The 21204-nt window shown below is 72.2% G+C and carries 12 protein-coding genes and 2 pseudogenes; 10 read left to right on the top strand and 4 right to left on the bottom strand.

Features of this window, described 5'->3' with window-relative positions:
* The first annotated feature begins 740 nt into the window (after window positions 1-740).
* The 3 genes from MB828_RS17560 to MB828_RS17550 all read left to right on the top strand — a co-directional run bounded on the left by MB828_RS17560 (window position 741) and on the right by MB828_RS17550 (window position 5062).
* Window positions 741-1898 carry a hypothetical protein gene (locus MB828_RS17560; protein ID WP_301649026.1) on the top strand — a complete coding sequence of 386 codons (1158 nt, stop codon included), beginning with the start codon at window positions 741-743 and terminating at the stop codon, window positions 1896-1898.
* A 146-nt stretch (window positions 1899-2044) separates the two neighbouring features.
* Complete coding sequence (locus MB828_RS17555; protein WP_301649025.1) at window positions 2045-4501, top strand: NB-ARC domain-containing protein; 2457 nt, start codon at window positions 2045-2047, stop codon at window positions 4499-4501.
* A 93-nt stretch (window positions 4502-4594) separates the two neighbouring features.
* Window positions 4595-5062 (top strand): hypothetical protein, encoded by a 468-nt coding sequence (locus MB828_RS17550; RefSeq protein WP_301649024.1) that lies wholly within the window; start codon window positions 4595-4597, stop codon window positions 5060-5062.
* Window positions 5063-5275: 213 nt separating this feature from the next.
* Here MB828_RS17550 and MB828_RS17545 read toward each other — a convergent pair.
* Window positions 5276-5776, bottom strand: a pseudogene (locus MB828_RS17545) (alcohol dehydrogenase catalytic domain-containing protein); the annotation flags it as partial.
* A 215-nt stretch (window positions 5777-5991) separates the two neighbouring features.
* On the opposite strand from MB828_RS17545, the gene MB828_RS17540 reads away from it, so the two are divergent.
* Window positions 5992-6591 (top strand): hypothetical protein, encoded by a 600-nt coding sequence (locus tag MB828_RS17540; protein WP_343236178.1) that lies wholly within the window; start codon window positions 5992-5994, stop codon window positions 6589-6591.
* Here MB828_RS17540 and MB828_RS17535 read toward each other — a convergent pair.
* On the bottom strand, window positions 6516-9182 hold the full coding sequence (locus MB828_RS17535; RefSeq protein ID WP_301649023.1) for a helix-turn-helix transcriptional regulator: 2667 nt from the start codon (window positions 9180-9182) through the stop codon (window positions 6516-6518). The two genes, MB828_RS17540 and MB828_RS17535, sit on opposite strands and share 76 nt — an antisense overlap.
* A gap of 216 nt (window positions 9183-9398) precedes the next feature.
* On the opposite strand from MB828_RS17535, the gene MB828_RS17530 reads away from it, so the two are divergent.
* The 6 genes from MB828_RS17530 to MB828_RS17500 all read left to right on the top strand — a co-directional run bounded on the left by MB828_RS17530 (window position 9399) and on the right by MB828_RS17500 (window position 16195).
* Complete coding sequence (locus MB828_RS17530; RefSeq protein WP_301649022.1) at window positions 9399-10250, top strand: hypothetical protein; 852 nt, start codon at window positions 9399-9401, stop codon at window positions 10248-10250.
* A 103-nt stretch (window positions 10251-10353) separates the two neighbouring features.
* Window positions 10354-10890, top strand: a complete 537-nt coding sequence (locus MB828_RS17525; protein ID WP_301649021.1) for a DinB family protein — start codon at window positions 10354-10356, stop codon at window positions 10888-10890.
* A 267-nt stretch (window positions 10891-11157) separates the two neighbouring features.
* A complete protein-coding gene (locus MB828_RS17520) occupies window positions 11158-12066 on the top strand; it encodes an aldo/keto reductase (RefSeq protein WP_301649020.1) in 909 nt (302 codons plus the stop codon).
* 528 nt (window positions 12067-12594) lie between these two features.
* On the top strand, window positions 12595-13401 hold the full coding sequence (locus MB828_RS17510) for an MBL fold metallo-hydrolase (RefSeq protein WP_301649019.1): 807 nt from the start codon (window positions 12595-12597) through the stop codon (window positions 13399-13401).
* A gap of 220 nt (window positions 13402-13621) precedes the next feature.
* The gene (locus tag MB828_RS17505; RefSeq protein WP_301649018.1) at window positions 13622-14638 is read left to right on the top strand and encodes a GlxA family transcriptional regulator; all 1017 of its coding nucleotides are present in this window, start codon (window positions 13622-13624) and stop codon (window positions 14636-14638) included.
* A 60-nt stretch (window positions 14639-14698) separates the two neighbouring features.
* Entirely contained in the window at window positions 14699-16195 is a 1497-nt protein-coding gene (locus MB828_RS17500) for an FAD-dependent monooxygenase (protein WP_301649017.1), read from the top strand.
* Between the two features lie 81 nt (window positions 16196-16276).
* Here MB828_RS17500 and MB828_RS17495 read toward each other — a convergent pair whose 3' ends face one another.
* Both MB828_RS17495 and MB828_RS17490 read right to left on the bottom strand, forming a co-directional pair.
* On the bottom strand, window positions 16277-16912 hold the full coding sequence (locus MB828_RS17495; protein ID WP_301649016.1) for a TetR/AcrR family transcriptional regulator: 636 nt from the start codon (window positions 16910-16912) through the stop codon (window positions 16277-16279).
* A gap of 206 nt (window positions 16913-17118) precedes the next feature.
* Window positions 17119-21204 (bottom strand): annotated as a pseudogene (locus MB828_RS17490) (discoidin domain-containing protein).

Here is a 21204-nt window from a genome sequence, read left to right as displayed (position 1 = left end):
ACGCGCGCGCCGCGGTCCACGTGCTCCGTCGTTCCGCCAACCTGGGCCCATGCGCTCTCCCATCACGCTTGCCGCCGCGCTGGCCGCCGCGCTCTTCGCCGGCGGATGCGTCTCCGTCGGTTCCACGGACGGGAGACCACCCGTCCACCCGGCCCCGGCCGCGGTGCGCGCGGCCTCCCCCGACCTCGCGGAGCCCACCCAGGCCTCGGGGCGCACGGCGTTCGTGGAGACCGCTCAGGACGCGGCACCCACGCGGCGCCCGGCGAAGCGCCGGACGGCGGGCTCGCGTCACGACAACGAGGCGGTACCGGCGCCCCGTCGACCGGGACCGCGGAGCACTGCCCGCGGGCCGCGGCAAGCCGTCCGCCGGCCGCGGCAGCCCCAGCCTCTGTCCGCCCCCGGGCACCGCACGCGGCCGCGACCCGCCGCCACCCGGCATGCGCCTCACCGCCGTGCCCGTTCGCAGGCACAGCCTGGTCCGACCTATGACCTGCGCACCGTCTGCGGCTGGTCGGACGGGGTGGTCGCGCCGTCCGTCCGGTCCTTGTGCGACACCTACGCACGCTGAGCGACCGTCCCCCCATCGCGTCCTTGCAACCCGCCGTCCACTCCGCCCAGCGGAGTGGACGGCCGCTTCTTACCTCACGTACGACAACCCGCCCTGCCTTCCCGTCATCTCTAGGAGGGGCGCCTGACGCGTGGGAACCGAGCGGGGCGACGAGGAGCGAGAGTGAGAGAGCGTGTCGGCCATCAGCCAGCGGGTGCACCTGGTGCTGCTCACCGCCTGGACAGTCCTCTGGTTCGCCGTGGTCCAGCCGCACGGGGGCTTCTCCTGGCACTACCTGCGTACGGGTGGGGAGTTGCTCTACGCGGGAACGGACCGGGCGGACGGCGGCCTGAACCTGTACGCCCACCACCCCGAGCTCCAGATGGGTCCCGTCAGCTTTCTCGCGGCGGGCGTGTTCAACCCTTTCCCCGAGCCCGTCGGGCAGTTGCTGGCCGCCGGTGTGATGTCCCTGCTCGGTCTGCTGATCCTGGTGGTGGCCGGACGCAGCGCCGCCTGGCATCTCCTGGGCACGGGCACCAACCACCAGCGGCTGCGGCAGCGGGTGTTGATCGCGGGCCTGGCCTTCATCCCGATGTGGATCGAGGTCGCCGTCCGCTTCGGCCATCTCGACGACGTCCTGGCGCTCTTCTTCACCGCCCTCGCCGTTCGCGCCGTCACCCGCGGCAACCCGGCCGCGACGGGCGTCTTCCTGGCCCTGGCCGTGGACTCCAAACCGACCGCGCTGGCCTTCCTGCCGCTGCTGCTCGCGCTGCCGAGGGGACAGTGGCTGCGTGCGGGGCTGTGGTGCGCGGCGCTGGTCGCGCTCGCCTGGCTCCCGTTCCTCCTCGACGCACCGCAGTCGCTGACCGCGGCCCGGTTCACCATTCCCAACCAGCCCGCGTCCGCGCTGCACTGGCTCGGCGTCGACGATCCGCGGACCCCGCCCTGGGACCGGCCCGCACAGGCCACGACAGGGCTCGTGCTGGGGTGCGTCGCGGTCTGGCGGGGCCGCTGGGCCGCCGTGGTCCTGCTCGGTGCCAACGCCCGGATCGCCCTGGACCCCAGCGTCTACACGTACTACACCGCCTCCGTCCTGCTGGGCACGCTGCTGTGGGACGTGATCGGACAGCGGCGGCTGGTGCCCTGGTGGAGCTGGATCGGTCTGATCACCCTGTACGGCGCGGTCTTCGCCGTCCCCGGTGACGCGGCGCGCGGCCTGATCCGCCTGGGTTTCGTCATCGTCTCCACCGCGTACGTCCTGCTCTGGCCGGTACACGACCGCCGCCGACGCCCCCCGTCCGCCGGCGGTCAGGCAGCCACCGGCCAGACCCTGCACACGGCGAACGGCTGAGTCTCTCCGGGACGGCGGCCGGAACGGCTTGTTCACCGTCTACGCAGCTCAGACACGCTGCGATAGCGTCCGGTTGTCATCCGGTCCGGACAGGACGCCGGCGACATCGGGGGCGTGGTCGCTCAGCGCCCGGCCGGGGAGGTGCCGTGCGCGGGGAGTTCGGTGTGGTGCCCGCTCGGGCGGACCACTATCAGGTTCGGCCGGGGCTGATGGCCTGGCTCCAGCGGCCGGCACGCACCGGGGAGTCACAGCAGCGTGTCGTGTGCGGGACGGGCGGAGTCGGCAAAACCCAACTGGTCGCCCAGTACGCCCGCGATCTCTACGACCACGGCCAGGTGGACGTACTGGTGTGGGTGAACGCCACGTCCCACTCCGCGGTCGTCGACGCCTTCGCGGCCGCGGCGGCCGGGCTGCTGGGTGCGGGACGCGACGACCCCCGGGCGGCGGGCATGCTGTTCCGTGACTGGCTGAAGCGGCCACCGGGGACGGCCCGGTCACGGCCGGGCGCGCGATGGCTGGTGGTGCTCGACGACGTCCCCCATGCCGGTGCCCTGAAGGACCTGTGGCCCCCCGAGGTCCCGCACGGGCGGACCCTGATCACCACCCGTAACCGTGACGCCGTCTTCCTGAGTGGTGGACGCACCCGCGTCGACGTCGGCCGGTTCACCCTGGAGGAGGCCGTCGAGTACGTCACCGCCGCACTCGGACGCCACGCCGTGCCGGGGGCGGCCCGGGAGGTGGCGGCACTGGCCGAAGATCTCGGCCGGCTGCCGCTGGCTCTGTCGCAGGCCGTCCCCTACATGGTCAACCGAGGGCTCGACTGTGCCGCCTACCGGGCTCGTCTGGCGAACCGGAGCAGGTCGCTCGACGACGTGCTGCCCACCGGGACCGGGCTGCCCGACAACCAGGCCCTCACCGTGGCGGCGGCATGGGACCTGTCCATCGACCTCGCCGACCAGCAGCCGCCCCGAGGGCTGGCCCGGCCCCTGCTCCACCTGCTCGGCATGCTCGACCCCAACGGCGTTCCCGAACCGGTTCTGCTGAGCGCACCTGCCCGGCGCTATCTCAGCGGTCATGCCACTCCCCCGTCCAGAGCCGGTCACGGCCGTGACATCGCCGACGCCGAGGACGCGGCCGACGCCCTGGCGAACCTGCGTCAGTTCAGTCTCGTCGAACACGGTCCCCGAAGCGGCGGCCGAACAGCCCGTGTCCATCAACTGATCCAGCGGGCCGTCACGGAACGGCTTTCCGCCGAGGCCGGCGCCCTGTGCGCCCGGAGCGCGGCGGACGCGCTGCTGGACGTGTGGCCGAGCGGCGAACGTGACGTGGACCTGGCCGCCGCGCTGCGCTCCAACACCGCCGCCCTCCGCAGGTGTGCCGAGGACGCCTTGTACAGCCCGGACGCGCACGCCGTGCTGTTCCGGGTGGGCACCAGCCTCGGAGGGGTCGGCAGGGCCGGTGAGGCACGCGACCACTTCCAGAGCCTGGCTCGGTCCGTGGAACGACGCCTGGGTGCTGAGCACCCGGACTTCCTGATCGCACGCGGTTATCTGGCCTACTGGCAGGGAGAGGGCGGAGACGCCACCGGAGCCGTGGCCGAGCTCGAGGCACTGCTGCCCCGTATGGAGAGGACACTGGGCGCCGATCACCCCGAGACCTTCGGCATGAGGCACAGTCTGGCCTATTGGCGCGGACAGGCCGGAGATGCCGCCGGTGCCGCCGACGCCTTCGCCGAACTGCTGAAGGACCACCAGCGCGTCCAGGTCGATGACCACATCGGCACGCTCACCGTCCGGCACGAGTGCGCCCGATGGCGGGGAGAGGCGGGGGAACCGGAACGAGCCGTGAGCGACTTCGCAGAGCTCCTGTCCGACGCCACGGTCAAACTGGGCGCGGACCATCGCATCACCCTCGCCACCCGTCACAGCCTGGCCCGCTGGCGGGGGGAGACCGGGGACGCGCGTGGCGCCGCCGCAGAACTGGCCGAACTGCTCCCGGACCTCGTACGTGTGATGACGGCCGGCCATCCCGACACCCTCAGCGCCCGCAACGACCACGCCCGCTGGCTCGGCGAGGCGGGCGACGCGTCGGGGGCGGCCGCCGCCCTGGCCGAGCTGGTCACCAGGATGGAGAAGAAGCTGGGCGAACTCCATCCGCACACCCTCGTCACCCGGCACAGGCTCGCCCACTGGGTGGGCACAGCGGGAGACCCGCAAGCGGCCGCCGAAGCACTGGAGGGCTTGCGGCCGGACATGCTCGAAGCACTGCACGAGGACGATCGCCGGGTCCTCGCGGTCCGGCAAGACCTCGCGTACTGGCACGCGGAGACCGGCAACCTCAGCCAGGCGGTGGCAGAACTCTCCGAACTGGTCGACGACATGGGGCGCGCCCTGCCGGCAGACGATCCCGACCTGTTCACCGCCCGGTACAACCACGCCCGCAGGCTCGGGCAAACAGGGGGCACCGCCCTGGCCCTCGCTGTGGCCGAGCTGATTCAGTTGCTGTCCGACATGGACGGTGCGCTGCCCCCGGACGCCCCTCTCGCAAAGGCCGCCCGGACCCTCCTGGCCGGCCTGCGCGGCCTCTCCCCCGAGGCGGAGTGAACGCATTCCTGCCGGAGGAGCCGGGCGCACCGAAGCGGCCGATGGCCGATGCCGGCCCGATCCGGACTTGGTGGTGGCCTCACGGAAGGTAACTTGGACGTATACGTGCAGGCCACCGCCGAAGCACTGGCCGACCCCGATCCGTGGCGCGGCTTCACCGGCTACATCGAGGCGGTCTGCGCGATGCAGGCCGCCGACCGCGGTTTCGCGGACGTCCTGACGATGAGCCTGCCCGGGGCCGAGGCTCTGGAGTCGTCCCGCGCCGAGGCGTACCAGGGTTTCCTGGAACTCATCGCCCGCACCAAGGACAGCGGAGACCTGCGCGAGGACTTCACCAGCCGGGACCTGGTCCTGCTGCTCATGGCCAATGCCGGGGTGCTGAGCGCCACCGGCGAGGCCGCCCCCGACGCCTGGCGCCGACCGGTCGCGTGGATGATCCAGTCCTTCAAGGCGCCCGCCCGCGGCCCGCTGCCGGACCCGCCGGAGGACGCCGCCCTGTACCGGGCCATGCGCCGCACCAGCCTCGGCGCCACCTCACCCGAAGCCGGGAAAGGGCGCTGACCGCCGGCTCGGCGGGGCCGCGTCCGGTCAGTCGAGCCGCACCCCCGTGCGTTCCGCCAGGGCGTGCAGGAGCCGGTCCTGGACCCCGGGATCGCGGGCGGCGGGATGCGGATCCCGGGTGCGCTGGTGGTACCAGTGACCGCCGGTGGACGGCGTGATGCCGTCCTGGACGGCCAGCCGGACGTGGGTCCGATGGCCGGCCGCCAGGTCGTCGGTCGCGCCGGGGGCCGGGAGCTCGATTTCTCCGTCCGACCAACCGGTGCCCAGCACGTCGGAGGCGGCCAGCAGAGCGGGGATCAGCTCCGGGTCGGGCTGCCCCGGCGTGGCCACCAGGGTGCCGTCGGCGTACGGGATACGGGCCTTCTCGGCCTGGGTGCCGATCCCCCCGTGGACGAACTCGGCGTGCACGCACTTGGACTGGAAGCCCGCCCGGCAGATCTCGCAGGTGTTGTCGGAGATCACGAAGGAGCCGACCACGAAGTCACCGGCCCGGACGTTCTTCACCTCCGAGCCGACCTCCTCGACCACGCCGACGTACTCGTGCCCCATGAGCGTGTGGTCGGCGGGCTCGACACCGCGGTACGGCCACAGGTCCGACCCGCAGATACAGGTCGCGCTGAGCTTCACGACCGCGTCGGTCGGCTCGACGATCTTCGGATCCTCGCGCTCCTCCACCCGGACGTCCCCGGCGCTGTGCATCACTACTCCACGCATGTCTGCGTCTCCTCGCTTCGTACTCCTCATGGGCGCCGATGGCTCGGGCCCGAGGCATCGCTGCAGTTCAGGGCGGCTTCCGAGTCCATGGTCCATGGGGTCGGCGGCGGCTGCACGTCCGGGAGACTTCGCCTCCCGCGGGCGGGGAAGGCCGGGCTTGTCGGGGGTACCAGGTCAACCTCCCTCCGTCGCGGCACGCCACTGCCGTGGAGGGCATGAACCAGCCAGGCGGCAGCCGCGCCGGCATCCGGGACTTCCTCGTCAGCCGGCGGGCCAGGATCACACCGGAGCGCGCCGGACTGCCCGGCGGCAGCCGACGCCGCGTCCCGGACCTGCGGTGCGAGGAGGTCACCGTCCTGGCCGGAGTCAGTACCGAGTGGTACACCCGGCTGGAGAAGGGTCACCTCGGTGGCGTGTCCGAGGACGTCCCGCACGCCGTCGCCCGCGCGCCGCGCCTGGACGAGGACGAACGCCCCTACCTGTTCGACCTGGCGAGGGCCGCGCGGCCGGCCGGCCGCACGCCCCGGCGCCGCAAGACCGTCGACCTCCCGCCCGGGGTGGCCGTCGCCCTCCCGCCCCGGGTGGCCGTCGGCCTCCCGCCCCGGGTGCAGTGGCTGCTGGACTCCATGACCCTGTCCGCGGCCCTCGTCACCGACGACCGCCCGGACATCGTGGCCGCACACCGGAACGACGGCGTCGGCCGCGCTCCGTCCACGTTGCCTCAGGCACCCTGCGGCGGTCAGGGGTGCTGTCCGCCGTGGGTGAGGAGGACATGGGTGAGGCTCGCCCGGTTCGCGACACCGAGCTTCCGGTAGATCTGTCCCAGGTGGGTCTCCACGGTACGCACGCTGAGGAACAGCGCCTCCGCCACCCGGTGGTTCGTCATCCCCTGGCTGACCAAGCGGGCTATCTCCCGTTCCCGGCCCGACAACAGGGCCCAGGGCCCCTGTGGCGCCGACGGCCGGGTCCGGTTCGCGAGTTCCTGGCGCCGGCTCGTGACCGTGTCGGCGAGCCGTGCCGAGCCGCACCGGCCTGCCAGCGCCTCGGCCCGGTCGAGCCAGTCGGCCACGTCCTGCGTGCGTCCCGCGCCCAGCGCCACCCCGGCCGCGTCCAGCAAGGTGCGGCAGAGTTCGACGCGTTCCTCACCCGCGGCGAATCCCTCGACGGCCTCCCGCGCGCTGCGCAGGGCGCTGTCGACGTCCCCCCGTACGGCGTGGTCCCACATCCGTGCCCGCTGCGCGAACGCCCGTCGGCCGGCCGACGGGAGCTGCCCGGCGCAGGACTCGGCCAGCTCCGCCCAGTGCGCGGTGGCGGCCGGATCCGACACGGCGGCAGCCGCCCTGGCCAGCGCGTCGCACCAGCGTGGCTTGCGCCAGCCCGCCACGCGGGAGAGCTCATCGCCCCCGGCGGCGTCCAGCAGCAGCCAGCGGGCGTGGGCCGGGTCCGACCCGCCCGCGTGCAGGGCGAGTTCGGCGTGGAAGCAGCGAACGGAGATGGCCCAGGCGGCCTGCGAACCGGCCACGATGTCCAGCGCCCGGTCGGCCGACGCCCGCCAGGCCTCCTGGTCGCGCGTTCCACCCTGCCAGAACAGGGTCTCCGCCCGGACCATCGCGATGATCGCCGCCGTCACCGGGGCACCGTCGCCCGCCAGGATCGCGTCGGCACGGTCGAGTGTGGCCAGTGCGGCGCGCAGCCGCCCGGACCGCAGCTGGGTGTTGGAGAGGACCGTGAGGATGTCGGGTTCGATGTAGACCTGGCCGGTGCGCCCGCACAGCGCGGCGGCCCGCTCCAGATGGCGTTCGGCGTCGTCGAGCCGTTCCAGCATCCCCTCGGTCATGCCCAGTTGGAGCAGCGCGTCCAGGTTCGTCGACAGCAGCAGATCACCGGCCGCGTCGACGAGTTCGGCGGCGGTCGTGGCCTGCCGGCGTGCGGTGTGCTGGTCGCCGAGGAACAGGGAGGCGAGAGCCGCCTGTGCCAGGGCGTGGGACTCGCCGACCCGGTCGCGGTGGCCCCGGGCCAGCGCGGCGGCCGTCTCGGCGTGGTGCCGGGACGACTGGTGGTCCCGCACCGTGTAGGCGTGGTCGGCCAGTTCGACGTGCAGGGCGGCGGCGGTGGCGCCGTTGTGTTCGGTCAGGGCGGCCAGCCCGGCCCGGGCCATGGCTCCCGCCTCCGTGTGCCGGCCGCGGTGGCGTTCCAGCCGGCTGGAGTCGGCGAGTGCGGCCGCTTCGTCCGAGCCGGTGATGGCGGACCGCAGCGTGTCCAGCAGGGCGCGGGCGTCGGCCGCCTTGCCGCTCAGCATCCGGGCCCGGGCCAGCAGGACATGAGCCTCGTACCAGTGTTCCGCTCCGTCGGACAGCAGCGTGACCGCCGCCTCCAGGTGCTCGACGGCCGCCGACGGGGAGTCGTACAGCTCGCTCCGGGCGGCGCTGATGAGCGTGGTGGCGTGGTCCGGCCTGCTCGGGTCGGCGACCTGGGCGACATGCCGGGCGCGCAGGGTGACGGGCGCCGTGCGTCGGGCCAGTTCGGCATCGGCCCGCCGGTGCATGCCGTGCCGCAGGCTCGGCGGCACCCGCTCGTACACGACCTCGCTCAGGGCGCGGTGTCTGATGGCGAGCTGCGGCGCGCGCTCGGCCGGGCGGACGAGATCGAGTCGGGTCAGTTCGTCCAGCGCGCCGAGCGTCGTCGGCATGCCGAGGTCCGCCACCGCGGCCAGCAACTCCGGCTGGAACGGGCCGCCGAGGACGGCCGCGGCACGTAGGGCGACGAGCGCGTGCTCGCCAAGTCCGGCCAGCTCGCCCAGGATCGCTGTCACGGCCTGCTCGTGTGCCGGGCCCCGCGTGCCCAGCGCCTTGAGGTACAGCGGATTGCCCAGGGCGCCGTCGTAGAGGGTGTCCGAGCGTGAGTGATCGCCCAGCAGTTCCGCCGCCTCCTGACGGGTGAGCGGGCCGAGGGGCACTGCGGAGAACGGACCCGCCGACGTCGCCCGCGCCAGCAACTCGGCGTACTGGGCCGAGAGTTGCCGGGGGCGGTAGCCGAGGAGACAGAGCGTCGGGGTGGTGGCGGCGGACCGCATGGCCCGTTCCGCGTGGACGATCCGCTCCTCCGACAGGACGTGCAGGTCGTCCACCACGACGACCAGGGGTGCGTCCGGACGAGGCTCCGCGTCGGCGACCGCCGCCACGGACACGACCGGGATTCCGTCGGCTCGGGCGCGGGCCGCCACAGCGGTCAGGAGGGTGGTCTTGCCGACGCCGGGCTCACCGGTCACCGCGACGACCCGCCCGGAACCGGCCCGCAACTCCCCCAGCGCCTTCAGGAGTTCGCCGGTCTCTGCGGTGCGTCCCACGAACGCGGATGCCTCCGCGTCGGACGCGGACAGACCGCCGTACTGCGGATCATCAGCCATGACCGAAGCGTAGTCGGGCAAACCGGCAGGCGGAGACAGTGGTGACCAAGCCCGCACCCAGCCGGTCCGCGAACCTCTCTCTCGGTTACGTGGTTTCACGGATGCCGAGGCCGGGGCCGTGCGGCATACGGTGCGCATGAGGCCCGTGCGTCACACGCCCGGCCCACCTGCCCGGAGCCCCCCGGGCAGCCCGCTCACGACTCCACGGGGACTCACATGCGTATACGTGCAATGTCGGCCGCTCTGCCCGGTGCCGTCGCCCTGTCCGTGCTCGGCCTTCCGGCGGCCGCCCAGGCGGCGGCGCGGCCGGGGACGACGGCAGGCCTCGGCTCCTTCGTCACCCGCTCTGCCCACCCCGACACCTCACTGGGCAGCATGAAGTTCTCCAAGGCGGTCATCAACGGCGGCAAGGACATCGTGCTGGGCACCACCACCAGGCAGTCGGTCACCGTGACGTACACGGCGACCAGTTCGAGCGGGGTCGCCCTCACCGAGGCCTTCCTCTGGCAGGGCACGGACAGTTCGAGCGAGGACACGATCACCGGCTCCCTGGGTACCGACGACGACCCCGACTGCACCGAGTCGACCACCCAGACCGGCGTCTACGCCTGCAAAGCCGTCTTCCACATCAACGCCGCGTCCGACCTGAAGAACAACGGTGCCGCGGGGACCTGGAAGCTGTTCCTCGGCGGATACGACCTCTACGCCGACGCCAGTTACAACGACGACGTCGCCACCACGCGGATCAAGAAGACGTCCAAGCTGACCGCGAACGCCACCCCGGAGCCGGTGAAGAAGGGCAGGACCATCACGGTCACGGGCGGTCTGAAGCGCGCCGACTGGAACAGCGGCACCTACACCGGTTACGCCGGGCAGAGCGTGCTGCTCCAGTACCGCAAGAAGGGAAGCACCACCTACACCACCCTCAAGAAGGTCACGACCGGCACCGGTGGCTCGCTCAGGACCACCACCAAGGCCACGGCCGACGGGTACTACCGCTTCTCCTTCGCCACGAACACCACCACCGGCGCCTCGACCGCGGCGGGCGACTACGTCGACGTCAAGTAGGAGCGGCCCGATTGACGGACGGCCCTTGGGCGGGCGATGAGTTCCACGAACGCGGGGGTCTTACCGAGCGGCCGAAGCTGTCGAGGAGCGAGGAGACCCTGGCGTGGACGACATCGTGGTTCAGAAGATCATCCGGCCGGAGCGCGTGCTGTCGGGTCCGTGGCTGGAGGTGATCGCCTCGAACCTCGACTACCACCGCGCGACCTTCCTGTGGAAGTGCGAGGGCCTGTCCGAGGCGCGGCTGCGGCAACGGCCCCTGTGCTCGTCGGCGTTGACCCTGCTGGGGCTCATGCGCCACCTCCAGGGCGTCGAGCGGGCCTGGTTCCAGCGGACGTTGGCGGCCACGCCCCCTCGCTTCTTCCCGTACCGGACCTACGTCACCGCCGCCGGTGACGAGTGGTACGACGAGTCGGACCCGACGCCGGCCAGGGACGTCTACGAGGACTACCTTGAGGCGTGCGAGGAGTCGCGGCAGCTGTTCGCACGGGTGACCGCCGATCCCGCACGCCTCGTGCCGAACCCGGAGTTCGGCGACACCGACGTCCGGTTCGTCCTGGAGCACGTGGTCGAGGAGTACGCCCGTCACGTCGGCCACGCGGACCTGCTCCGCGAAGCCGTCGACGGTGCCGTCGGAGAGTGACCCCGCCCTCGCCTCGTCAGGCGGGCGGTCGGCAGGGGGCGGGGGTGGAGGCGGCCGGGCTGGCCGCGCGCGTCGTGGATCCCGACGACCGTGATCGGCGGCGGCCGGCGGTCCGCCCCACCCTGCTAGAATGTCGGCCAGCAGGAGAGCCTTCTCGGTGCGGATGATGATCCGCCGGGGAGGTTTTTTTCATGCCCGGCGCCCTGCCTCGACCCACGGCGGCGCGCCACCGGTTCCCCGTTCCCGCCCGCAAGAGGAGCCCATGCCGTGAGCACACGGACCGACACCACGACAACTGCCGGAAGCTGGCGGCTCGGTGACCTGACCGTCAACCGCATCGGGTTCGGCGCCATGCGCCTGACGGGTACCGCACCCTTCGACCACGGCGTGCCGCGTGACCGCGAGCAGTCGATCAGTGTGCTCCGGCGGGCGGTCGAGCTCGGCGTGAACCACATCGACACCGCCGCGTTCTACTTCTCCGCGACGCGCTCCGCCAACGAGCTGATCAACCGGGCCCTGGCACCGTACCCGGAGGACCTGGTCATCGCCACCAAGGTCTGGCCGGGCCGCGACCCCTCGGGCGCGTGGTGGTGGGCCGCTCCGGAGCAGTTGCGCGGCCAGGTCGAGGAGAACCTCCGTCAACTCGGCCGCGATCACCTGGACTTGGTGAACCTGCGCGTGCCACCGAGCCGGCAGGCCGAATCGATCAGCGAGCACTTCGGGGCGTTGGCCGAGCTGCGCGACGCCGGGCTGATCCGCCACCTCGGCATATCCAACGTGACGGCCCGTCAACTGACCGAGGCCCGTGCCATCGCCCCGGTCGTCTGTGTGCAGAACCCGTACGGGATCGGCGCGACGAGCGAGGACCGGGCACTCCTGGAGCGCTGCGGTGAACTCGGCCTCGCCTTCGTGCCGTTCTTCGCGATCGCCGGTCCCGGCCGCGAGGCGGGTCCGGCTTCCGATGACAGCGAAGAGGTGCGCGCCGTCGCCCGCGCGCACGGCGCGTCCCTCGCTCAGGTCCGGCTCGCCTGGACCTTGCAGCAGGGGCCGCACGTACTGGCGATCCCGGGGACCGGCGATCCGGACCACCTCGCGCAGAACATGGCGGCCGGCGCGCTGCGACTTTCGAAGGAGGAGCTGGCCCGCCTCACCGCGCCGCAGCCGACCGACGCATGACGGACCGTCGCCCCGGCAGGTGAGGACCTTGGAACTGATGCCCCGATCCGCTCTCGCGATTCACCCGGGCGCCGGGCACCGTCGCGCAGTGCCCGGAGCACCACGGTGTTCCAGGCAGCGGAGAGCAGGTCGAAGCCGAGTCAGGTCGCCGCGGAACTGACTGCCGCCGCCGGGTGATCCGCGCTCGAAGGATCCGGGTGCCGGGCGAGGCGAGGGCAGAAGGGTTGCCCTATCGGTTCGTTGCTGCGCGTCCGCGGCCCTTCTCTGCCATCGCGGCCGGAGGATTGGCCGCGGCGCGTGGTGAACGACCTGCGGGGGGGGACGCGGTAGCGCCCGTACCTCTCCGCTTCGCATCACTGGATCCGTACGGCCGGCTCGAAGCAGAGGCCCGAGGCGGACACCGCACACCGCACACCGCGCAGCCGGCCGCCCGGGCGTGGACAGGGCGGCGAGCACTGTCTTCGCCAGCTGAGAGGAACAACGATGACGTCCTTGGCCTATGCCGTACATGTAAGCCCGATGCAGCCCATGGCGCCGACCGCCCTGCCGCCCCGGCCGGACGGTGGTCCGCTGCTGTGGTCCCCGCTGTCCACCACTCTCGTCTACGGTCCCCACGAGGCCGTCCTGGTCGACCCGGGGCTGACCACGGAGCAAGGGGCCGCCGTCGCGAAGTGGGCCGCTGGCTTCGATCGCACGATCACCGGCATCTACGTCACGCACGCACACGGCGACCACTGGTATGCCACGGCGCCCGTGCTTGAGCAGTTCCCCGACGCCAAGGTGTGGGCCACGGCGGACACGATCGCGGAAATGGCGCGGACCACACCCGGCGGTCAGCCGAACCCGTTCTGGGGAGCCACGTTCCCCGGCCTGATCGGCGACACCCCGGTCATCGCCGAGGCCGTCCCGGACGACGGTCTCCTGGTGGACGGGCAGCTGCTCGTCCCGCATGCCGCCGGGCACACCGACACCGAGCACACGACGTTCCTGCACGTACCGTCGTTGGACCTGGTCGTCAGCGGCGACGTCATCTACAACCAGGTGCACCAGTACCTCTCCGAGGCAGGGGAACACGGCATCGACACCTGGCTCAGCGCGATCGACGCCGTGGCTGCCGTCGCCCCGACGACCGTCGTGGCCGGCCACAAGAACCCCGATCGCGACGATCCGGCGTCCATCATCGACGACACCCGCGACTACCTGCTCGCCGCCGCGGAGGTCTTCGCCGGTGCCACCAGCCGGGTGGAGTACTTCGAGGCGATGGTACGGAGGTTCCCGGCCTGGTTGAACCCGGGCATCGCCTGGCTGACCGCGGTGGGCCGCTGGGCCGCCTGAACGGTGCCGTGACGCGGCTCCCGCTTCCCCGATGAACCGCCCCCGCGGCCCACTGGGCCCATTCGGCCCGCGGGGGCCGCCGTGGGTGGCCGTGGGTCGCGGTCTGCCGCCTTCACACGCTGGGCACGCCAGAGAGCCGGGTGTGCGCGTGCGGACAGGTGCGGCGACAAACACATGTCTACCGGACGGGAGAAACGTATCGGGTCGATAGAATCCGGTCATGATTGACGCACCACCTTCGCAGTCGTCCGGTACGGCGCCGCACCGGGTCGTGGTTCTCGCGCTGGACGGGGTGTACCCCTTCGAGCTCGGCACCCCCACACGTATCCTCGGCGCGGCCGACGGCCGCTACGAGGTCGTCGTGACGTCCGTGGACGGCGGGCCGGTGCGGACCGAGGGCGGGTTCACCGTCACACCGAACCACGGTCCCGAAGTACTGGCATCCGCGGAGACGGTCATCGTCGCCCCGATCGACCCCGCCGGTCTGACCCGCGAACTGCCGAGCGGGGTCGCCGCCGCCCTCGCGCGCATCACCCCGGGCACGCGCATCGCCTCCATCTGCACCGGAGGGTTCGTCCTGGCCGCGGCCGGACTACTGGACCATCGCCCCGCCACCACGCACTGGGAGTGCGCTCCCCTGTTCCGCACGTGGTACCCGCACATCCGCCTGGACGAGGACGTGCTGTTCGTGGACGACGGTGACGTGCTGACGTCCGCCGGGGCGGCCTCCGGCATCGACCTGTGCCTGCACCTGATCCGCACCGACCACGGCACCCGGCCGGCCAACGCCGCGGCGCGGCGCTGCGTGGTGCCCCCGTTCCGCGAAGGCGGCCAGGCCCAGTACATCGAACGCCCCGTCCCGGACGACGACGCCACCTCCACGTCCGCCACCCGCCAGTGGGCGCTTCAGCAGCTGAGCGAACCCCTGACGCTCCCCCAGCTGGCGCGGCACGCCCACATGAGCCTGCGCACCTTCAGCCGCCGGTTCCGTGACGAGACCGGGGTGACGCCACGTCAGTGGCTCATCAGGCAACGTCTCGACCGTGCCCGCCAGCTCCTGGAGTCCAGCGACCTGACGATCGACCAGATCGCCACCGAGATCGGCTTCGCCACCGCGGCCTCGTTGCGCCAGCTCATGAACGCCGAGCTGGGCGTCTCCCCCGTCGCGTACCGCCGTACGTTCCGGTCGTCGGGCCGCCCTAATGACCGCCTGGCCATTAAGGCACCCAGGTCGTAACCTGTAATGACCGATTGGTCATTAAGGCCGGCGGGCATACCCGACAGGAGATGAGACGGCGTGTCCGAGGACAGCAAGCCCACGACTCACCAGGTGGTGATCGTCGGCGGCGGCCCCGTCGGTCTGTGGACCGCTCATGAGCTGGCCCTGGCGGGCGTACGCCCCCTCGTCCTGGAGCGGAGCGAGCACCGCAGCCCGCATTCCAAGGCCCTCGGCGTGCACCCCCGCACGATCGAGGTGCTGGCCATGCGCGGACGCCACGAGGAGTTGCTGGCAGCCGGCCGGCCCGTACCGAACTGGCACTTCGGCATGCTGGAGACCCGGCTGGACTTCAGGTCGCTGCCGACGCCCTTCCCGTTCATGCTGGCCTTCCCCCAGTCAGCCACCGAGCAGCTTCTCGAGCGGTACGCGACCGAGTTGGGCGCGGAGGTCCGGCGGGGACACGAGGTGGTCTCCCTCACCCAGGACGACACGACCGCCACGCTCGGCGTCCGCGGTCCCGACGGTCCCTATGAAGTGACCGCCCAGTACGTCGTCGGCTCCGACGGCACTGGCAGCACGGTACGCCGGCAGGTGGGATGTGAGTTTCCCGGCACCGAGACCTCAGCGTACGGATACCTCGGCGAGGTCGTGCTGGACAGCCCGCCGCCGGCCGGGTTCCAGGCCCTGAACGAGGCCGGTCGCCTCCTGGTGGTGCCACTCGCGCATGGCAGATACCGGGTCACCGGGTACGACCCGCTCAACCAGCACCGTGAGCCGCTCACGCTGGAGGAGCTGAGGGACGCCGCCCGGCGCATCGCCGGCACCGACTTCGGAATGCGCGACCCCTCCTGGCTGACCCGGTTCGGCAACGCGACGCGCCTGGCCGCGTCCTACCGCACCGGCCGGGTGCTGCTGGCCGGGGACGCCGCGCACAGCCACTTCCCCGCGGGCGGGGTCGGTCTCAACGTCGGTCTCCAGGACGCCATGAACCTCGGCTGGAAACTGGCCGCCGTCGCCCAGGGCAGGGCTGGCGTGGAACTGCTCGACACCTATCACGCGGAACGGCACGCGGTGGGCGAGGAACTGGCGGAGCACACGCTGGCGCAGAGCGCGCTGATCACCGGCCTGACGCCGGACGTCACCGCCCTGCGAGCCCTGCTGAGTGACGCGGTGGCCGACGATCCGCACTTCTCCCGGATGCTGGCCGGCAAGCTCTCGGGACTCGACACGGTCTACCCGCCGACCGACCCGCACGCCCACCCCCTCACCGGTGTCAGGGCCCACGACCCCGAGGGCCAGGGCGTCCTTCCGCTGTTGCACGACGGTCGTCCGGTGCTGCTGACCATGGGTGACATTCGTGTCTCCGGGGAGGTGGCCGAACGGGCGGCGACGGCCGGTGTCACCGTGCACCGCAGCCGCCTGTCCGTCACGGGTGGCGAGCAGTGGGCCGGCGTGACCGCGGCACTGCTGCGACCCGACGGGCATGTGTGGTGGGCGACCGAGCAGCCCGCCGCCACCGCCGGCCACGTCAGTGCGACGACCAGGGCCCTCGAGTCCTTGCCCGCACCGCGATGAAGCCCAGGCGTGCCGCCGGCCGGCAGCGGGGCCGTCGCCCCGTGCGGCGTGCCTCGGTCGCCGTGGCGGCGCCCTCGGCCGTCACCGTCCCCCGCCCTGCTCACCGGGCGCGGATCCGGTGCCCGAGTCCGCGTGGAGCACCCCTTCGAGGGAGGCGGTGAGGTCCGCGGTCAGCTGTTCCGCGCTCATCTCCGCGAGCGCCCCGGCCCGTACGACGTACCGGCTGAACGTGACGCCGACGAGCAGGGCGGCGACGAACGGCAGCCGGTGCTCCAGGTCGTACGCGTCCAGGAACCGGCGGTACACCTCGTCGGTACGTTCCTGCATCGCCACGTACAGGGCGGCGGCGCTGCCGGTGTCGTCGGCTGCGCTGCGTAGGAGCGCCACGAAGGTGTCGTTGCCGTCGGCGCCCTCCATGCGACCGACGTAGCCACGAGCGATGCGTGAGGCCAGCCGCTCCTGGGTGTCCTCGGCCAGGGCGTCGATGTCCCGGGTGCCCGGGACGGCCGCCAGGAACAAGCTTTCCTTGCTGCCGAAATGACGCAGCACCGATCCGTGGGTCACGCCGGCGCGCCGGGCGATGTCGCGCAGGGTGGCCCGGTGGTAACCGCGCTCGGCGAAGGCCTGTGCGGCGGCTTCCAGGATGGCTCGCCGGTGCAGTTCCGGGTTCCGCGTACGGCGCGGTGGGGCGGGCGGGTCGGTGTCGGGTGCGGCCATGGGCCGAGCCTAGCGTCGCGGCCGTTCCCGCCGCCGAGGCCGATCCCTTCCCCTCCGGCCGTTCCAGGTCCGGAGTCTCTCCCGGCGGGCCGTGCGCCCGGCCCGCCGGGTGCCCGGCCCGCGGATCGGTTTCCGCCCCGGGAGCCGTGCGGGAGGGGGGCCGTGGCCCGGTCCGCTCCCGCACGGCTCCCGGTCCGGTGCGGACGTCAGGAAGGCGTCCGCACCGGACGGCTGTTGAAGGCCTCCGCCTGGAGTACGGGGCGGCCCGCGCGCAGGGCCTTGCCGGGCCAGGACAGGGTGACCGTCCGCGACTCGCCGGGCAGCAGCCAGAGGTAGTTGTCGCCGTACAGCGTCGGCAGTACGCGGTCACCCCGGCCGTCCAGCAGCGACAGCCGTACCATCGCGGCGACGACCGGGCCCCGGTTGGCCACGGTCGCGGTCAGTTCGTGGCGACTGCCCGACCGTGACATGCGGGTGACCGTCGTGGTCAGCGCGACCGGCCTGAGCGTGGTCAGCCGCCGCATGGCCGCGGGTGTGCGGTGGCGCCAGTAGGTGTTGCGGGAGAGGGTGGCGCCGGCGCGGTCCTTCAGGGTGAGACGCAGCAGGTGCAGGTCGGGCAGCGCGTCCGCGAAGTCCACGGTGAAGGCCCGGGCGACCGATGCCGGGGCGAGGTCCACCTCGGCGGTGCCCGGCGCTCCCAGCCGGCTGCCGCTCAGGTCGTGCAGCTGCGCCGTGACCGTGGCCCCCTTGAGCATGCGGCTCGTGTGGTTCACCGCCCGCACCTCCCAACGGAGGGGGTCCGCCTGGACGTGCAGGGGCTCACACCCGCTGCGGGCGCCGTAGTAGGCACCGTTCACGTCGAAGTCGTAGTCGTACGTCTGCCAGACGGTGCTGTGCCAGGCGGGATGTGACATCCACAGCATCAGCCCGGAGGCGTCGTTCCAGAGGTTGGCGTTCCACGCCTCGAACATGGCACGGATGTTCTCGTAGTTGACGAACTGCGCCTTGCGCGCGAAGTCGTCCAGGTCCGTCGCGGTGCCCAGGCGCTCCTCGATGGCCGCTTTGTAGCCCTGCGGTGCCTGGTTGCCGTGCTCGCTCCAGTCGTGGTGGTACCAGACGTCACCGATCGGCCAGGCCCGCTCGTCGCCGGCCATGGCGCGGGTGCCGGCGGCGGTGGAGACCACGGGCATACCGATCTCGCTGTGGAAGCCGAAGCTGTTGCTGCCGTACGAGGAGGGGTCGTAGTACTTGTGCGGTTCGACCCAGTTGTAGGGTCCGCCGCCGTTGACGATCCCGCCGGCCGAGTTGTTCTGGTACAGGATGCCCGGGGCCAGCCGCTCGACCGCCTCCCGCATGCCCTGGTCCACGGCGGCCGGCGGATTGCCCTCGTTCGCGCCGCACCACACCACGACACACGGGTGGCCGCGGTACCTCAGCACGGTGTCCCGCGCGATCGCGTTGAACGCGTCATGGTCCGGCGGGTCCATGCCCCAGGCGTTGGGGAAGTCGTTCCACACCAGGATGCCGTGCTCGTCGCAACTGGCGTAGAACTCCTCGCGGTTGCTGCTGCCCACCCAGTTGCGGATCATGGTGAAGTTCATGTCGCGGTGCATCCGCACGGCGGCGTCCATCCGCTCGGCGGGCATCCGGCGCAGCAGTTCGTCCCAGCCCCAGTTGCCGCCCCGCGCCAGGACCCGGACACCGTTGACGCTGATCTTCAACGGATCGGGAGTGTTCGTCGCGGAGACCACGTCGGACCAGGTCTCGCCGTCGTCGGACACCTGGACCGCGTAGGTCTTCGGATAGGCCGTCTCCCACATGACGGCCACCCGGTCGAAGGTCCGCCCGGAGCCGAGGTCGACCTGGATCCACTGGTGGTCCTCCGCCTTCGAGGACCACCGGGTGCCGCTGTCCCCGTCGGTGGCATGGGCGGCGGGATGGTCGGACTCCTCGGTCGAGGCGGTCGCCGGGCGGTCACGGGCGAGGTCGGTGCCCGGATCGCCGCTGTCGATCACCGACAGCGACCACAGGGAGTTCCCCCAGCTCGTCTGCCGCACACCGCAGGAGATCCGCACGAAGCGGGCCGTCCGGGCCGCGAAGTCGTGTGTCCGGAGACTCGCGTCACCCCGGTTGAACAGCAGGGGCACCGCCGTGTTGTCGACGTGTGCGGCGTCGGTCCAGGTCTCGTCGTCGGCGGACACCTGGACGACGTAGGCGGCGGCGTACGCCTGCTCCCACACCAGGTCGACGCGGTCGAAGGTCTGCTCGGAGCCGAGGTCGACACGTATCCACTGGTCGTCCTCGTAGGCCGAGGACCACCGGGTACCCGAGTCGCCGTCGGTCGCGTTGCCGGGCCCGTGGTCGTCGCCGTCGGTACTGGAGGCGGTGGCCGGGGCGTGCAGGGCGAGGTCGACGCCGGGGCGGCCGCTGTCGGCCACGGACAGCGACCACAGTGAGCTGCCCCAACTGGTGGCCCGGCTCGAGCACTTGACACGGACGTACCTGGCCTGTCGCGGCCCGGTGGGCACGGACTGGGGGCAGGCGTTGCCGTAGGTGACGAAGGGCAGCGGCACCTCGTACTCGTAACCGAACTGGCGGATGCCGAAGCGGGTGGTCCGCCGGTCGCTCTCCGCGCCGTCCACGGTCGCCCGGAGGTCCAGGTCGTACAGGTGCGGCTCGCCCATGCCGTTGGGCCACCACAGTTCGGGGTTCCGCACGCGCAGGGCGGGATGGGCGTCGGGGCGGAGGACGACGTCCAGGGTCTGGCCGGCCGGGACCGTGACGACCGTGGACGCCTTCACGTCGCCGAACCCCGCGGTGACCGTGGCCGTGCGGTCGGTCGCACCGGCGTTGCGGACCGGCACGGTGAGGGTGAGCTCGGCGACCGAGGTGTCGGGCAGGCGGGGCAGGACCGTGTCCACGCGCGGGTCGCCGATCACGACGTCACCGGTGGACCTGAGCCGGACATGGTTCCAGATGCCGGCGGCCCGGTCGCGCACGGCGGGCATCCAGTCCCAGCCGGAGACGGCCAGGTACGTGGGCGAGTTGAGGTTCATCTATCCCGCGCCGGCGTCCACCCAGGACTCGCCCGCCGGTCCCTTGTCACCGGGGCTTCCCGGGACCGGCATCGGCGTGATCCGGACCGCGAGGGCCTGGTCGCCCTGGTCGGTGACAAGTGCCGTGACGTCGTGGGCGGAACGGGCGAAGGGGTAGGTCAGCCGGCCCACGCTGCCGCCGTTGAGCCAGATGTCGGCCTGGTGGTTGACCCCGTCGAACTCCAGCCACACTCTGCGGCCCCGGCCCGTGCGCAGCCCCCCGGGCAGCGTGAACTGCCGTCTGTACCACCAGGAATGCCGCGAAAGCGCCTCGGGGACACGCAGGTTGTCGAGGCCGGCGACCGGGTCGGGCAGCCGGCCCTGCTCGACGAGTGACGCCAGGACCGTGCCGGGCACGGTGGCGGGCAGCCAGCCGCTGGTGTCCACGCCCGTCGCCGACAGGTCCGCCCCGTCGCGGGCCTCACGGTCGTCGAGGGTGAGGGTCCAGCCGGACTCCAGGGGCACCGTGCCGTCGTCGGCGACCACGAGAGGCGGCGCCTCGCCGTGGTGCGTGCCCCAGTCCGTCCAGCCCGACACCGCCGGGCGGTGGCCGCCCGCGGTCCCGTAGACCTCGAATCCGTTGAGGCCAAGGGGGTTGGCACTGGAGCGCCGGCGCGAGGTCATGCGCACCCAGCGGGCGGTCACCGGCCGGGGCAGCCGGATCTCGACGACGCCACCGGTTCCGGCGGAGGTGCGGTACACGCCGCTCCACGACTCGTGGTCCCGGGAGGTCTCCACGACGAAGTCGGTCGCGTAGCTGGAGAGGATCTCCTTGCCGGTGGTGCCGTCGGCCCAGTTGCCGCTCGCCGGCGGCACGAACACCGGGTCACCGGCCTGCGCTTCGAACGTCAGACGGATGTCCGTGACCGCACAGTCCGCCTGGAGGTCGACCGCGACCCACTGCGGATCTCCGTCGGCCGCCCGCCATCCGCTGCCGCGCACTCCCCGCTCGTTGAGCCCGTCCACCACGAAGGAGGCCGGAGTCGGGGCGTACGCGGTGGAGGACACCTCGACCGGGCGGTAGACCGCCAGTTCATGGGAGGCGGAGGGCGCGGTGGCGGCGGCTGAACGCTCGGCGGCGGACGCGGCCGCCGGGAAGGCGCCGCCGAGTCCGAAGCCGGCGAGAAGGGAGGAACCGGCGGCTACCACCGACCGCCGGGACGGGCGGCTGGGCGCCGAATCACCTTGAGCTGCCAT

The organism is Streptomyces arenae (assembly GCF_022343545.1).
In the GTDB taxonomy this organism is placed as follows: domain Bacteria; phylum Actinomycetota; class Actinomycetes; order Streptomycetales; family Streptomycetaceae; genus Streptomyces; species Streptomyces humi.
This window is presented reverse-complemented; position numbering and strand designations above follow the sequence as displayed.

What these genes read in the sequence shown, in the direction of transcription:
- MB828_RS17495 (WP_301649016.1), bottom strand. Translation starts at nt 16,912, where the DNA reads ATGGCCGCACCCGACACCGACCCGCCCGCCCCACCGCGCCGTACGCGG.
- MB828_RS17510 (WP_301649019.1), top strand. Translation starts at nt 12,595, where the DNA reads ATGGCGCCGACCGCCCTGCCGCCCCGGCCGGACGGTGGTCCGCTGCTG.
- MB828_RS17540 (WP_343236178.1), top strand. Translation starts at nt 5,992, where the DNA reads ATGAACCAGCCAGGCGGCAGCCGCGCCGGCATCCGGGACTTCCTCGTC.
- MB828_RS17530 (WP_301649022.1), top strand. Translation starts at nt 9,399, where the DNA reads ATGCGTATACGTGCAATGTCGGCCGCTCTGCCCGGTGCCGTCGCCCTG.
- MB828_RS17535 (WP_301649023.1), bottom strand. Translation starts at nt 9,182, where the DNA reads ATGGCTGATGATCCGCAGTACGGCGGTCTGTCCGCGTCCGACGCGGAG.
- MB828_RS17505 (WP_301649018.1), top strand. Translation starts at nt 13,622, where the DNA reads ATGATTGACGCACCACCTTCGCAGTCGTCCGGTACGGCGCCGCACCGG.